This is a genomic window from Bordetella genomosp. 5, assembly GCF_002261475.1.
GTDB lineage: Bacteria > Pseudomonadota > Gammaproteobacteria > Burkholderiales > Burkholderiaceae_B > Bordetella.
Genome location: NZ_NEVN01000005.1, coordinates 237,133 through 252,233, shown reverse-complemented (window position 1 = coordinate 252,233; position 15,101 = coordinate 237,133). Strand labels below are relative to the sequence as shown.

Sequence of the window (15,101 nt, the reverse complement as noted above, 5' to 3'; positions counted from 1 at the left end):
AGTCGTGAGCCGCGGCATGTGCCCGCGCGGCACGGGCGCGGCACAGGGGCTCAGGCGTTCAGGCCGGCCGCGGTCTCGGGAATGCCCACGAAGCCGGGCAGCGCCTCGATCCGGCGCAGCAGCGCATTCACCTTGGGATAGCCCGAGATGTCGACATTGCCTTCGGGTGCGCGCGCCACGTAGCTGTAGATGGCGACATCGGCGATGGTGGGCGCGTTGCCCCCCAGCCATTCGCGCCCGGCCAGGTGGCTTTCGAGGCGGCCGAGAATGAGGTGCGCGCGGGCGATCACTTCTTCGGGATTGAACTTGGCGCCGAATACGGTCACGAGGCGCGCGGCGGCGGGGCCATACGCGATTTCGCCCGCGGCGACGGAGAGCCAGCGCTGAACGGCCGCGGCGCCTTGCGCGTCTTCGGGCAGCCAGTCGGTGCGGCCGGCCTTTTTCGCGACATAGACGAGGATGGCGTTCGAGTCGGCGACGACCACGCCGTCGTCTTCCAGCACGGGCACCTGGCCGAAGGGATTGAGTTTCAGGAACTCGGGCGTCTTGTGGCCGCCGGCGGCCATGTCGACCTCGACCAGCTCGTGCGAAACGCCGAGCAGCGAGAGCAGAAGGCGGGCACGATGGGCGTGGCCGGACAGTGCGAAGTGATACAGCTTCATGAGGAATCTCCGGTGGGGGTACAACCGTGTGCTGTACCGTCACGTCAGATTAATTAAGCATCCTCAGAAGCAGAATCCGCCTATTTCACATCTCTTAATTGCGTCCAGAGAAATAATCTCGCCGTGGGTGCGTGTCAGTGGGCGGTGGGAACCTGGAAATACGCGGCGGACACGGCCAGCATGCGCTCGACGGCGCGCGCGGACGCCGCGCGGCTATCGTCCGCGCGGCTGGCATTGACCGGCGTCGCCGGCGGTTGGTAGCGGCCCAGCGCGGCGATGGCGCGGACCGACAAGGCATAAGACGTATCGAACATGATGGCCCTCCCGGGCGGTTAAGCGTGCAATGTCTGGAATGCAGAATACGCGCGCCGACCCCATACACGAACGATCGATCCGAAATAACGCCATAACCGATGCCGCCGCCCTCACCAGCGTGGGCGCCACGCCGCGCCCGCCCCGCACAGGAACAGGGCCGCCAACAGCCATGGCCAGACCGTGGGTCGGGGCGGCGTGGGAGCGGCGGGACGTGGCTCGAGCGCGTAGCCCGCCACCGGCGTCAGCGTCCGCGCCTCGGGCGCGACTTGCGCCGCTGCGGCGCCGGCTGCCGGTGCCGCGTCTGGCGCCGCCTGCGCCATAGCCTGCGGCACGGGCGGCGCCGACGCGCCATCGACCCCGGGCTCGGCGGCCGATGGCGCGGGCGCCGTCCCGGCCACCGGCTGTCCGGCGCATCCGGGCAGGACGCAGTCGGCCCCGTGCCGGGCCCGGCTGTCGGCCAATGCAGTCTCGAGTTGCAGCCGTTCGGCCGCGGCGGCCTGCCATGCGCCCCGATCCATCGCGTCGATCAGGCTCTCGATCAGATGCTGGCGCGCATGGGGATTGTGCTGCTCGAAATAGTCGTCCATACCCAGGCCCAGCCTGTCGTCCACATACACCGCTTTCACCTCGGCCCAATCGGCATCGCTCACGAGCTCGGGCGTCGACACGTCCCAAAGCAGCAGATGTGCGGGCAGGTCGGCCATGTAGCGTGCGCCGTTATAGCCACTCTGCTGCATCGCGCGTATCCAGGCCGGATTGAAATAGCGGGACTGCAGCTCACGGCCAAAGGTGCGCGCAAGCGGCTCGAGACGGGCAGCGCCCGCGCGCGTGTCTTTCAGATCGGCCACGTACTGGCTCACCTCGACGCCTGTGTGGGTGCGCACCGCCATGCCGATACCGCCCAGATACGCCGCCGGCATGCTGGTGTCGAGCAGGCCGTAAGCGTTGGAGCTGCGGCTGAAGACGGCGGCCTGCACGCCCTCCATCTGCGCGACGAAGCCCTTCGCGTCGGCGGTGCCGGCGTCGTTCTCGCCATACGCATGTCCCAGCCTGTCTGTGTAGAGCTGCGTCAGCCGGGCTTCGTCCCACCCGGCCTTGATGGCGAACTGCGTCGACGGGGAATAGGCGCCAGGGGCGGTCGCATAGATCCGGCGGTCGGCGCGCGCACGGGCCTCGTCGCGCGCCACACCCGCATTCATGAGCCGCGCCATGACGTCGAGGCTGCTGGCGCGCACGGCGTTGTCCGCCTCATCGGCCGCGGCGGCGAGGCGCACCGCCTTGGACAGCATGGCGATCTTGTCGCCGAAGTGGTCGCGATACGTGCCCGACGTGGTCACCAGCACATCCACACGCGGGCGTCCCAGCGCCGCACGGCTATCCAGCACGACGTCGACCACTTCGCCACGCGGATTCCACACCGGACGCGCCCCCAGCAGGCGCAGGATCTGCGCTTCGATGGCACCGTGGTTCTGCGCGGTCTCCACCGACCAGAGCACGAAGGCCACCTTGCGAGGCGTTGCACCATCGTGGCCGCGCCGGTAGTCCGACACCAGCTCGTCGGCCAGCCGCGCGCCTGTGTCCCACGCCTCGCGCGTGGGCAAGGTGCGGGTGGCGAACGTGTATGGGTTGCGGCCAGCTGGCAAGGCATCCGGGTTGCGTACCGCATCGGCCATCGGGCCCGGCTCGACGTACCCACCCGAGAGCGCTGCCAGCAGCGCGTCCGTCTCCCGCCCCGCCGCCGCGATGCGCGCGGCGAAGTCATGGGTCCGCGCGGCGGCGTCGGGGGGCATGTCCGTCGACGCGCCGGACAGCGCCGCGCGCACCGTGGGCAGACTCGGGGGGTGGTCGAACTCGCCGGCCAGCATGGCATGCACCATGCGGGCCGTCGTGTCGGCGTCGGGGGCCTGACCCAGCACGTGGCCGCCCAGTGGAATCACCGCCGTCGCCACCTCCTCGAGGTAACGCCGCAATGCCGCGTCCACGTCATGCCACGGCGCCTGCGCCGGGTCGAGCCCCAACGCACGGGCGTGCGGCGTGGCCAGGGTCCGCACGGCCTGCCGCTCCGTCTCGAGCTCGCTGCTCCCCGCCGCCTCCAGGCGGTCACGCAGCGCCACCAGGTCCGGTGGCAGCTCGCCCTGCGCCATGGCCGGCATGAAGCCGGTCGTCGTGGCGCTGGCACGGCGCTTGTTACCCACGCCCCCATTGGACTGCAGCGGTGTGGGCTGGATGTGCGGCAACGTACCCATCAGCCGTCCGACCGCGTCATCGCGCCAGGGCCCCTGCTGCTTGCCGGGCATGAGCGATAGTTGCGTGAACAACGGTACGTAGGCATCGGCATGCTCGCCATGCGCCATCCACAGATAGAACGCGATGTACTGATGGTGCGGGGGCAGCGCACCGGTGGACGCCAGCGCGCCGGCGTCCTGCAGATAGCCCCACACGGGATGGGGCGCCAGCACCACCTTGCCGAAGCGCAGCACCGGGATCACGATCTCGTGCTCTCCGGCTGGGTTTTGATGCACCATCAAGCGTCCGGGAGGCGGCCCCCAGCGCGCCTCGGTGGCGCGGCGCAGCGTCTCGGGCAAGTCCTGGTACCAGGCCAGGTACTGCGGCAGCGGCACGGTCACCGCGCTGCCCGCCGCGATGCGGCGCGCAAGTTCGGCCTGAGCGCGCGGGGACTGCTCATCGCGGGCGTCGCGTGCGCTGCCTGCGCTCACGTTGCCGCCATCGCGCGCCATCCGCTCGGCCAGCGCTTTCGCGTCGGGCAAGGGGTCCGGGCCGAGATCGTAGCCCTCACGCCGCAGTCTCGGCAGCAGCGCCGCCAGGCTGGCCTGGGCGTCGAGGTAGCTGTCGGGATCGCTGCCCACGTCCGCCTGGTCGGCGGCCTCGCTGTGATAGGCGATGACGAGCCGCTTCTCGGCATTGGGCAAACGGTGCAACCGGGTCCAGGCCAGCGCGCGGGCGACGCGCCATTGCACTTGTTCGACGATCGGTTCGTGCGCCACCGCGCCGCCGGCCTGTATGTGCCGCGCGCCCACCATCAGGGGTTCGATCATCCCGTTGGCCTCGCTCAGCGCGAGCTGACCGCTGCGATCGGGCGCGAAACCGCCCGCATCGGCGCGCCATTGCGCTGCGTTCCGGGTGTAGTCCGTGGTGCACCCCAGCACGGCCACACCCAGCGCGCGGGCGTCGGCGACGCCGGCGCGATGGTCGGTGTAATCGATCTGGCTCGCGCACAGGATCAAGACATCCACCCTCGCCTTGCCGTCGGCCCCGCGCAGATGCCGCAACGTGTCGTGGCTATCGCTGCGCCACAGGGGCACGGGCAAGCCGCCCTGCCGCTCGGTCTCGCTGATCAGGGCATCGATCACGGCGGCATTCTGCGTGAGCACGAGGCTGCGGTAGAACACGATCCCGACCCGCGGACGCGTGGCCGCATCCGGAAAACGTTGCCCCGCCCACGCGAGATAGCGCTCCACGGTGTCGAAGCCTTGCGGATGATCGGGGTGGTAGAAGGCGCGGTCGGCGTAGTGAACCGGCGCCTGCACCGGCCGCGTCAGGCCCAGCAGACGCGCACCGAGGTAATCGAAAAGCCGGGCGTAGTTGTCGACGGTGCCGTTACGCCAGTAGTCCATCGCCTGGGGCACGGCCGTCTCGGGCACGTTGCCCCGAGCCCATTGCGCGCCGTTGAGCACCAGCACGCGGGTATGGCGCGCGGCCGCCTCGATGCGGCCGCGATACTGCGCGAGCCGCGGACCCACACCCTCGATGAGCACCAGATCGTAAGCCGTCAGATCGACATCGTCGATCCCGGGCAAGAGTCCACCGCCGAGCCCGAACAGATCGATGTCGAACGCGCCAGCCTGACGCGCCACGGCGGCCCGCATGGCGGTGGGCTGCTGGGCCAGCTCGATGGAAATGACAGCAACGCGCGGACGGCTGGCCACGACAGGCGCGGCCGAGGCCTGCGGCGCTGCGGCAGCCGGTGCTGCGGTGGTCGCGACGGCGTCGCCTGTCGCAGGCCCGGCTGCCGCCACGCCCGCTGCCGCGGCATCCCTGGCCTGCGTCGCCGCGGGCGACCCGGCCCAGGCCGCGCCCAGCCACCACGCCGCCAGCGCCAGCACAATCGCCGCCCGCCGCCGGCGTCGCGGCGCCAGCCCCTGTGTCAACGGCGCCCGCGCCGACGTCTCCCGCTCCCTCTGCATGCTCATTACCGCGCCTTGCCTTCCTGTTCCGGGACGTACACCACCTGGCCATCGGGCAGGCGATAGGCTGTACCCAGCCGCTCGCCCTCGCCCGACAGCTGACGATCGCTGACCCGCTCGACCTTCACCTGCTGCTGTTCCTTGCTCACGATCTCGAGCTCGCCGCTCGCCGAGCGCCGCATCAGCGTCCACGACGCCTCCTCGCTCAGCAGATCGGTTGACCCCAGCACCGAAAAGAGCGCCAGCGCCATCGCCACGATGAAGGCCAGGCTGGCGTCGAAGAGATTGGCGACACCGGCCAGCGGATCGTCGTGGTGCACACCCTCCAGCCGGGAGCGCGCGTAGCGCAGCCGCCGCCTCACGCCTTGCCTCCCGCCACCGGGCCGCCCGACTCGAGCGCACGCAGCGCGCGCTCGGCATGCAGGCGCAACGCATCGAGATCGGCCCGCTGCCACCCCTCGCGCACCATCGCCATCACGTGGGCCACCACCCCGATCGCGATGCCGACGATGGTGGCCGAGAATGCCACGACCATCTGGTCGGCCAGGCCCGGCAGATCGCCGCGCGCCAGGCCATTGAGCGCTGCCGCCATCGGAATCAGCGTGCCCATCAGCCCGAGCGACGGTCCCGCCCGCACCGCGAATCGCACGGCGTTCAGGCTGCGCAGCCCCGCGTGCTCGGCCTGCGCCAGCACCTGCTCGATGCGCAGGTCCGCATCGGCGTGCGGGCTGCTCGCAGCCGCGTCGATGCGCCCGGCGTAGCGCAGCAGGGCCGGACGCTGTCCGCGCCAGCGCCCCCAGGCGCTGCGTGCGAACATCCCCAATGCCACCAGCGCCCAGACGACCAGCGCCACGAGCAGGCCCAGGACCGGCAGAAACAAAAGCTGGGCGATCTGTTCCAGAATAAGTTTGGCGTCGATCATCACAGGGCTCGTGTGTAGCGCAGGTAGTAGGCGCGACCGGCCATGATGTAGTCGGCCTTCTCGTAATAGTCGCGATCGAACACGTTGGACACATCGAAGCGCAGCGTGTCCTTGGGCGTCACCTTCCAGCGCGCGCTCAGGTCGACCACCGTGAACGGCTCGTTCTCGAACAGGCCGCCGCGCCCGCCCGTGTAAACGCTGCGCTGACTGTTGTCGGTGTCGTAGCGGGTGTCGACGTGCCGCGCCGTCAAGGTGGCCGACAGCGCGTGGCCGTCACTGACCGTGAGCGACAGATTGCCCTTCCACTTCGCCACGTTGCGGATCGGCGTGGCGCCCGCCGCGTCGAAGTCTTCGGCTTGCAGCAGGCGTGTCAGGCTGCCCGACAATCCAATACGGCCGGACGGCAGGCCGAACCAGTGCCCGGCGTCATAGGCGAGCCGCGCCTCGATCCCGCGCATGCGCGACTTATTGGCGTTTTCGTAGCTGCTGACGCGCTCGGTGGCCGTATTGCTCACGATCACCGAACGAATCCGGTCGCGGATGCGGGAGTCGAAGTACGTCAGGTCGGCGTCGACGCGCGCATCGGCATAGCCCACGCCCAGATCCCAGCTTCGATTGCGCTCCGGCTTGAGGCCCGGATTGCCGGTGGTGATGCGGCGCTGCGACCCGGCATACTCCACGTTCTCCCCTGCCAGCTCGCTGCCCTGCGGCGGCGCGAACGCCGTGCCGGCCGAGCCATGCAGGCGCCAATGCTCGGTCAGCTTGTAGACCACGCCGCCGCGCGGGTTGAAGCTCGTAAAGTCCGAGCCGCCGGGCGTATACGAGGACTTGTAGGGCGTATCGAGGGTGCTGGAGCGAATCCAGTCGTATCGACTGCCCAGCGTCACGATCAGCCTGTCCTCGAGCCAGCGGCTGCCCCATTCGGCGAAGATGCCATTGCTGTCGCGCCGCTCGTTGGGACTGAACGGTGCGAGGCGCGCGCCTTGCGCGCTGTACGAAAACCGGTCGGCCTCGACCCGCTGCCAGTCGGCGCCGTAGGTCAGGGTCATGGTGTCGTTGAAGGCCCACACGTCCTGGAGCTGGAAGCCCAGGTAGCGCGATTCCGTACGGCTGGACCGGTAGCGATCCGCCGTGGCGGGCACCGTGATGTAGTTGTAGTTCTCTCGCGACGCATAGGCGACGGCGGTGATCAGGTGATCCTGCGGCGTGAGCGTGAAGCGCAGGTCGCCGCCCACCCGGTCCGTCTCGTTGGCAGAGGCGTTGGGCGGATCGAAGCTGAGCGGTCCCGGTGCGTTGTTGCGCAGGTCCGCCCAGTCCAGCGTCGCGTCGACGCGCACGACCTCGGTCAGGTCCGAGCCGACGCGCAGCTTGCCCGAGGTGCGGCGGAAGTCGCTATTGGGCCGCCTGTCGCCCGCGCCCGTCTTGAAATCGCCGTTCTGGTTCACATAGCCCAGTGCCAGATCGAAGTCGCTGCGCTCGCCCAGTGATCCGCCCAGCGCGACATCGGTCATGCGGGTGTCGAACGAACCGTAGCCCACGCCGATGGATCCGCCGATGGGGCCCGTGGAGCGCTTGGTGATGATGTTCACCACACCGCCCATGGCCGATGCACCATAGAGCGAAGACGCGGGCCCTTTCAGCACTTCGACGCGCTCGATGCTCTCCGGCGACAGCGTGGTGAAGCTGGTCGAGCCCGACGGACGTCCATCGATGAGCACAAGCGTGCGCGGGTTGATCGTGAATTCGAAGTTCGGCCGCATGCCGCGCAGGCCGATGCCGGCCAGGCCGTTCGGGTACTGGATCACATCGACGCTGGCGTTCTTCTTCAGCTGATCGATGAAACTGGTGGCCACGGTCTCCTGGAGCACCTTGCCGTCCGCGACTTCCATGGACGAGGGCACCTCATCGAGCCGCTGCGCATTGCGCGTGGCCGTCACGACCACCGGATTCAGCTCGACGGTGGCCGACTGTGCATCGGCGCCTGCTCCGCTGCCCACCCCGACGGGCTGCGCCTGCGCGCCGAGCGCGACGCAAAGCGCCGTGCTCATCGCTCCCACCGTGCCGCACGCACGTAGCCCCCGCGAGACGCGTTCGCCGCGCCTTTCCGCCCCCGCGCCAGACATGCCTGCGGCGTCACGCCGCCCGGTCGCCTCGCGGTGCGTGTTTCGATCCTGCTCTTTCATGTTGCTGCTCTCTTGCCCCTGTTGTAGTTGTGTGATGATATAACATATCGTTTTGCAAGAGCAGACATGCCGGGAATAGGAATGGCTATGCATGCCCTACACTGGACTCCGATCCCGCCTTGTCAAAAGGAGTCCCTGGATGCCAACCCGCCGCCACGTCCTTGCCGGGCTGACCGCCCTGAGCGCCGGTCTCGTACTCCCCGGCCTGCCCTTGCGCGCCGCCCTGGCCGCGCGACCGGCCGGCCAGCCGCTGCAGCGGCGCACCATCCCGTCGAGCGGCCAGCAGGTGCCGGTGATCGGCATGGGCACGGCGGACAGTTTCGATGTGGGCAACGACGCCAAAGACCGCGATCCGCTGCGCGAGGTGCTGCGCCGCTTCTTCGCCGCCGGCGCCACCCTGATCGACACCGCGCCGAGCTACGGCCAGGCGGAGGCCGTGCTGGGTGACCTGCTCGCCGAGCTGGGTTTGCGCAAGCAGGCCTTTCTCGCGACCAAGATCGGCACCTCCGGCCGCGACGCCGGCCTGCAGCAGTTTCAACGTTCGCTGTCGCTGCTCAAGACGGATCAGGTCGAGCTATTGCAGGTGCACAACCTGCGCGACTGGAAGACGCAGACGGCGCTGCTCAAAGAGCTCAAGGCGCAAGGCAAGACCCGCTATACCGGCGTGACGCACTACCTCGAGAGTGGCCACGAGGAGTTGGCCGAGGTGGTGCGGCAGGTCAGGCCTGATTTCCTGCAGGTGAATTACGCCGTCAACGCGCGCGGCGCCGAGAAGACGCTGTTTCCGCTGGCCCAGGAGCTGGGCGTGGCGGTGCTGGTGAACCGGTCCTTCGACGACGGCCGTCTGTTCGGACGCGTCAAGGACAAGGCCCTGCCGCCCTGGGCGGCGCAGGCCGACATCACGTCCTGGGCACAGGCGTTCCTGCGCTTCTCGCTCAGCCATCCCGCGGTCACGGCCGTCATCCCCGCCACCAGCCGTCCGGATCGCCAGTCGGACAATCTGCGCGCCGGTTACGGCGAGCCGCTCACGGCGCAGCAACGTCAATCGTTGATCGACCTGATCGGCTGAGGCAGCACGATGCCGCCGCCCCCCGCGCCCGCATCGCTGCCGCAGCGCCTGCGCCGCCTGTTCAATCTGCGGCCCGGCGAAGCAGGCGTGGTCGCGGGCGGGCTCGCGATGTTCTATCTGCTGTTCACCGGCTACTTCATGCTGCGGCCCGTGCGCGAGGTCATGGGGATCGCGGGCGGCGTGAACAATCTGCAGTGGCTGTTCACCGCCACCTTCGTGGCCACGTTGCTGGTCCTCCCGCTGTTCGGATGGCTCGCCTCGCGCATCGGGCGCCAGCGCATCGTGCCGTGGGTGTACGGCTTTTTCGTGCTAAACCTGCTGGGCTTCGCGGTGGCGCTCTCCGCCGATCCGGAGGACCTGTGGACCGGGCGCGTCTTCTATGTCTGGCTGTCGGTCTTCAATCTGCTCAGCATCTCGCTCGCATGGAGCGTGCTCGCCGACGTCTTCACCAGCCGTCAGGCCAAACGCCTATTCGCGCTGATGGCCGGCGGCGCGAGCCTCGGCGGCCTGACCGGGCCGCTGCTGGGCACGCTGCTGGTCGCCCCGCTCGGGCACGCCGGCCTGCTCGTGTTGTCGGCGCTGATGCTGGCGGGCAGCATGCTGGCGGCAATGGGCCTGTTGCGCTGGCGGGCGCGCCATCCGCTCGCGCCCGGCGATGCCGCGCAACGCGCCAAGCCGCTGGGCGGCAATCCGCTGGCGGGCGCGACCGCGGTATTCCGCTCGCCGTACCTGATGGGCATCGCGCTGTTCGTGATCCTGCTCGCCAGCGCCAATACCTTTCTGTATTTCGAGCAGGCCCGCATCGTGGCCGAGCACTTCCCGGATCGCACGCGCCAGACGCAGATCTTCGGCATGCTCGATACGCTGGTCCAGGCGCTCGCCATCCTGACGCAGGTGTTCCTGACCGGTCGCATTGCCCAGAAGATGGGCGTGGGCATCCTGCTGGGCGCCGTGCCCGTGGTGGTGGCGCTCGGCTTCCTGGCGCTGGCGTTCTCGCCGGTGTTCGCGGTGTTCGCCGTGGTGATGGTGGTGCGCCGCGCGGGCGAATACGCGCTGGTGCGGCCCGGACGGGAGATGCTGTTCACCGTGATCTCGCCCGAGCAGAAGTACAAGGCCAAGAACTTCATCGATACGGCGGTGTACCGGGGTGGCGACGCAGTCAGCGGCTGGGTCAAGCGCGGGCTGGACCTGCTCGGCGATCACCCTTCGCTCGCCATGTTCATCGGCGCCGCGCTGGCCTTGGGCTGGGCCGCCACCGGGCTCGCGCTGGGCCGCGCGCAGCGGCGCCGCGAGGCCGCCGACGCAGCGGCCGACGAAGTGGCCGACGCCGCCGCCCCGCTGGACAAGGACGCGCCGATCCGCGGCGCCTCGCGCTAGACTCTTTGCATCGACACCCCGCACACGCGCCGGGTCACGACCCCGCCACGGGACGCCCGCGCACCAGGAGACACCTCATGAGTTGGTCAGCCCAGAAATACTCCGCCTTCGAAGCCGAGCGCACCCGGCCGGTGCGCGACCTCGTCGCGGCGATTCCCACGCCCGAGGCGCAGGTTCGCCGCGCCGTCGATCTCGGCTGCGGCCCCGGCAATTCCACCGAGGTGCTGGCCGAGCGCTATCCGCAGGCCGAGGTCACCGGCATGGATAGCTCGCAGGACATGATCGACGCCGCGCGCAAGCGGCTGCCCGGCACGGCCTTCGCGCTGGCCGACATCGAAACCTGGCAGGCCGATGCCCCCTACGACGTGATTCTGGCCAACGCCTCGCTGCAGTGGGTACCGGACCACGCCACGCTCTACCCTCGCCTGCTGCAATCGCTCACGCCCGGCGGCGCGCTGGCCGTGCAGACGCCCGACAACCTCGACGAGCCCGCGCACCGCGTGGCGCGCGAGCTGGCGGCCAGCGGCCGCTGGGCCGACCGGGTCGGCCAGGCGACGCATCCGGATCGTCATGCCGGCGAGTGGTACTACGAACTGCTTTATCGCCAGTGCGCGCGGGTGGATGTCTGGCGCACGACCTACACGCATGCGCTCGCGGGCGGCACGCAGGCCGTGGTCGACTGGTTCACGGCCTCCGCGCTGCGCCCCTTCCTCGCGCCGCTCGACGACGCGGGCCGCAGCGCGTTTCTCCAGGACTATCACGACGCCATCGACGGCGCGTACACCACGCTGAGCGACGGCACCGTGCTGCTGCCCTTCCCACGTCTGTTCGTGGTGGCCACGCGCTGACCGCGGCACGGCGGCCGCCTCCCACACGGAGCCGGGCGCCGCGGCCATCTCCGGTAGCAATCGTCATGTTTTGCCGCATCCGCGCGGGGATAGCGGCCACATTCTTACCTTCACCGATCCCGACGCGTTGCACGCGTGGCTGCCCACCCTGCCGGCGGACATCGAGGCGCACCTCGCGCCGTGGCTTGGCCAATACGCCAGCCTGCAAGACGCGTGGTACGACTACGAGATCCCGCGATGGCGTCTGGAGCAGGCGGGATTGGTGCCTCCGCTGCCGCGCTGAGGCCCACCTCCGCCGAACCCTATTCGCCCAGAAACTCCGAGACCGCCTCCAGGCCTTCGATGTGATCCGCGACCACCTTGGCGATGAACGCCATGGGCACCGACAGCAAGGTGCCCCACACGCCCCAGAGCCAGGTGAACAGCAACAGCAGCATGAAGACCGCCACGGCGTTCATGCGCGCGATGCGGCCGGACATCCAGGTCGTGACCACGATGCCGATCAGCACGGCGATCGCCACCGAGGCGCCCGCGACGGCCAGCGCCGGACCGATCTCGCCGAATTGCAGCAAGGCCGCCACCCCGGTGCCCAGGGCCGTGACCAGCGGACCGAAGTACGGAATGATGTGCAGGGCCCCCGCTGCTACCGCCCAGGTCGCGGCGTTTTCCAGGCCCAGCAGCCGGAACGCGATCCATGACAGCAGCGCCAGCGCCACGTTGGTCACGAGCATCATGAACATGTACATGTGGATCGAGCTGTTGATCTGATCCAGCATGTGCACGCTGATCTTCTTCTCCGACAGCGTCTTGCCGGCCACCTTCACGAATTTACGTTTGAAGGCGTTGCCGGAGAGCAGCAGGAAGAACACCAGGAAGAAGCCCATGGTCGCCTGGCCCACGAACGCCGCCAGCCCCTTGGAGCCCCACAGCAGCACCTGATTGATGGCGGGATCCGCTTTGGCAACGACCACCGGCTTGCCCCCGCCCCCGCCGGTATCCTCGAGCAGGCTCAAGGCCGTTTTGAGGCGTTCGAACACCGAGCCTTCGCCGCTGGCGAAGCTGCCGAAGGTGCGGGAGATCTTGCGCGATATCTCGGGCAGCGCATGCACGATGTCGGCGACCTGGTCGCTGGTGGCGTAGATCACGCCGATCAGCGCCATCGTGATGGCCGTCATGACCAGAACCACCGCGAGCACCCGGGTCATGCGTGCCCGCACGAGCAAAGTCACCGCGGGGTCCAGCGCGTAGGCGATCACGATCGCCATCACGACCGGCACGATGAACTCCTGTGCCGCCTTGAGGCTGAACAGCACCGCGAGCACGGTCAGCGTGGTCAGACAGGCGCCGCGCGCCCAGACGTGCGGCACGGGCGGTTCGGGCTCCGGGATGAGCCCCGCCTCCTGCACCGTTACCTTCTTATCTTCTTCGTCTTCCGGCGTGGACTTCGGGCCGGGCTTTTCGGTATCCAAGGTGGTATGCATGGCTGGCTACGGCTCGACGGCCGCTGACCGGGCTGCCCCGGCAATACGTCCACTGAAATGACCCCTGGCCGCTCCCGCCGCCGCTCGCCGGCCCCGCGGGACAGCCGTTTTCGTCGCGATGTTCATGTCTCCCCTTTGATTGCTGGGGATGCCATGAGCAACCGGCGTGCCCGAGGCACGGACAATGGCGCAACCGTCCCGCCCCGCCCTCACTCGCTCACATACTTCCTCGTCTTTTCGTCGAAGCGGTACGTCTGCGCGTCGGCCGCCCCGAGCGCGCGGGTCTTGCCCGGACCGGCGATGGTCGTGCCAGCCGGTACCACGCGGATCTGCGGCAGGCCGCCGGCGCCGGCCACGAAGCTCAGTGTGCCCGTGCTGCTGGCGCACGGCATGACGGCCCCGCCGTCGCAGGCCGCGGCGTTGTCCTCGCCCGTCTGGACGGAGCCGGTGTAGGCCCAGAGCCATTCGTGCAGCTCGAATTCCTTCTTCAGCGTGAACAGGAAGGTGGCATAACCGTCGAGGGCGACGCCGTTATCAAACGTGCGCGTCGGCACCGCCAGCACCATGCGGTTGTCCTGGGTATGAAACTCCAGCGGCTTGCGCGAGGGGTCGACTTCCGGCGGCTTTTCGCGCCCGCCGAACTGACCGGTCTTGCGCTCCACGGCATAGAACGAATAGGCAGGCGTCTTGCCCGGATGGGTACGCTCGAAGGTGGCCTGGGCGATCTTGACCTGCACATCCGGCGCGGCGACATCCTCGCCCTTGCGCGCTTCGGCGTCTCGCGTGTTCCACACGAAGCCCGTGAAGAAATGCCGGCCCGCCACGTCGAACTCGTGACCGTACCAATAGGTGGAGATGACGCCGTTCTCGAGCTCGACCGAGTCCGCGTCGACGTTCTTTTCGGGAATGTTGTGGATGGCGGTGAAGATCGCGCCCGGCGGCAGCTTCTGAGCCTGCGCGGCGAGCGGCGCGAATCCGGGAGCGAGCGCGGCGGCGGCCAGTGCCCAGCCGGCTAACGATTGGGACCAGCGCGTCGATGCGCGCGTAGCGGCTTTCATGGTGAGTGTCATCGAGTATGCCCGTCGAAGCCTGTCGGCCCGGGCCGTGTACCAGGGTGCCGCGAGAATAGGCCAGCACCACCGGGGCTGACAATACGAAGGGACAGATCAAGCGTGAGGGATTGTTGCGCACCGGGAGCAGTTGTTACGGGCATGCGCGAACGCGCGTGACACGCGGCATTGCTTTAGACCTGTGCAGCCCGGTTCATGCGCGGCGACGCCCGGTTTTGCGTTGCGTTGCGGACGCGTTCGAACGAACATCCGGCGAACCGCGCCGCACGCCCGGCCTGCGGTAAGCTTGCGTCCCCGATAACGCGCCCGCCGCGCGCGCCCTGCGATCTGCGCGAGCGGCCGGCTTCTCTGTTGCTGTCTCCATGTCCGATACGCCCATCCTCGAAGCCATGTGGTCCATCCTGGGACCGGTCGATATCAAGGAGTTCGAAGTCGTCGCCGGCGCGGCCGAGGCCGACCGCTTCGACGCCTACGAAGCCCGCGTCGGCTTCGCGCTGCCCGACGAGCTTCGTGCCTTGTCGCTGTCCAAGCTTGGCGGCGTCTACGTGACCGCGCGCGACGAGCTCTGGCCCGAGGCCAAGCTGTATGACGTCGGCCCGGCCTGGACTTTCTGGCGCGGCGTGATGGTGTTCGGACTCGCGCCGGACGTCCCCGAGTGGCTCGATCTCGAGGTGATGCTCGACCAGGTGCGCGAACAGGACATCCCCGATTTCGCGCCGGTGCTGAAGGTCGAGGGCGATTCCAGTCTGTATGGCTACCGGCCCGACCAGACGCTCGCCGTCTTCGACGGCTACGACCTCGAGCCGGACGAGGCGCCCTCGTTACGCGCGCTGTATCAGCGCGAGATCAACGCCCTGCTCGAGCGCCTTGCCGACATGAAAGCCCTGCAGGAAAAGCGCGCGCGCAAGTAGCGCGGGCGGGATACCGCCACGCGCGGCCGCGGCCTGGCGGCCGATCAGCGCCTGCGCT

General features: G+C 68.8%; 13 protein-coding genes. 5 read left to right on the top strand and 8 right to left on the bottom strand.

The genetic code is table 11. The features are described from left to right. Window positions 1–50 precede the first annotated feature (50 nt). The 6 genes from CEK29_RS11280 to CEK29_RS11255 form a co-directional block, all read right to left on the bottom strand. Window positions 51–662, bottom strand: coding sequence for a glutathione S-transferase family protein (locus tag CEK29_RS11280; RefSeq protein WP_094858127.1), 612 nt, complete (start codon window positions 660–662; stop codon window positions 51–53). Between the two features lie 134 nt (window positions 663–796). Beyond that, window positions 797–976, bottom strand: a complete 180-nt coding sequence (locus CEK29_RS11275) for a hypothetical protein (RefSeq protein ID WP_094858126.1) — start codon at window positions 974–976, stop codon at window positions 797–799. 111 nt (window positions 977–1,087) lie between these two features. After that, window positions 1,088–5,188 (bottom strand): cobaltochelatase subunit CobN, encoded by a 4,101-nt coding sequence (locus CEK29_RS11270; RefSeq protein ID WP_141218338.1) that lies wholly within the window; start codon window positions 5,186–5,188, stop codon window positions 1,088–1,090. After that, complete coding sequence (locus tag CEK29_RS24005; RefSeq protein WP_255176134.1) at window positions 5,188–5,502, bottom strand: DUF2149 domain-containing protein; 315 nt, start codon at window positions 5,500–5,502, stop codon at window positions 5,188–5,190. The genes CEK29_RS11270 and CEK29_RS24005 overlap by 1 nt, the downstream gene beginning before the upstream one ends. A gap of 38 nt (window positions 5,503–5,540) precedes the next feature. Continuing rightward, on the bottom strand, window positions 5,541–6,104 hold the full coding sequence (locus CEK29_RS24000; protein ID WP_094858123.1) for a MotA/TolQ/ExbB proton channel family protein: 564 nt from the start codon (window positions 6,102–6,104) through the stop codon (window positions 5,541–5,543). Beyond that, a complete protein-coding gene (locus tag CEK29_RS11255) occupies window positions 6,104–8,152 on the bottom strand; it encodes a TonB-dependent receptor (RefSeq protein ID WP_141218337.1) in 2,049 nt (682 codons plus the stop codon). The genes CEK29_RS24000 and CEK29_RS11255 overlap by 1 nt, the downstream gene beginning before the upstream one ends. Before the next feature lie 274 nt (window positions 8,153–8,426). Here CEK29_RS11255 and CEK29_RS11250 point away from each other — a divergent pair, with 274 nt between their 5' ends. From CEK29_RS11250 to CEK29_RS11235, 4 genes are all read left to right on the top strand, one after another. Continuing rightward, on the top strand, window positions 8,427–9,356 hold the full coding sequence (locus CEK29_RS11250; RefSeq protein WP_094858121.1) for an aldo/keto reductase: 930 nt from the start codon (window positions 8,427–8,429) through the stop codon (window positions 9,354–9,356). Between the two features lie 9 nt (window positions 9,357–9,365). Further along, entirely contained in the window at window positions 9,366–10,733 is a 1,368-nt protein-coding gene (locus CEK29_RS11245) for an NTP/NDP exchange transporter (RefSeq protein WP_094858120.1), read from the top strand. Between the two features lie 77 nt (window positions 10,734–10,810). Continuing rightward, entirely contained in the window at window positions 10,811–11,581 is a 771-nt protein-coding gene (tam, locus tag CEK29_RS11240; protein ID WP_094858119.1) for a trans-aconitate 2-methyltransferase, read from the top strand. 70 nt (window positions 11,582–11,651) lie between these two features. Beyond that, a complete protein-coding gene (locus CEK29_RS11235; RefSeq protein WP_094858118.1) occupies window positions 11,652–11,864 on the top strand; it encodes a hypothetical protein in 213 nt (70 codons plus the stop codon). 19 nt (window positions 11,865–11,883) lie between these two features. On the opposite strand, the gene CEK29_RS11230 is transcribed toward CEK29_RS11235, so the two are convergent. Both CEK29_RS11230 and CEK29_RS11225 read right to left on the bottom strand, forming a co-directional pair. After that, complete coding sequence (locus CEK29_RS11230; RefSeq protein ID WP_094799848.1) at window positions 11,884–13,062, bottom strand: AI-2E family transporter; 1,179 nt, start codon at window positions 13,060–13,062, stop codon at window positions 11,884–11,886. A 209-nt stretch (window positions 13,063–13,271) separates the two neighbouring features. After that, window positions 13,272–14,120 carry a hypothetical protein gene (locus CEK29_RS11225; protein WP_212590891.1) on the bottom strand — a complete coding sequence of 283 codons (849 nt, stop codon included), beginning with the start codon at window positions 14,118–14,120 and terminating at the stop codon, window positions 13,272–13,274. 374 nt (window positions 14,121–14,494) lie between these two features. Here CEK29_RS11225 and CEK29_RS11220 point away from each other — a divergent pair, with 374 nt between their 5' ends. Then, window positions 14,495–15,043, top strand: coding sequence for a hypothetical protein (locus CEK29_RS11220; protein ID WP_094858117.1), 549 nt, complete (start codon window positions 14,495–14,497; stop codon window positions 15,041–15,043). Window positions 15,044–15,101 lie beyond the last annotated feature (58 nt).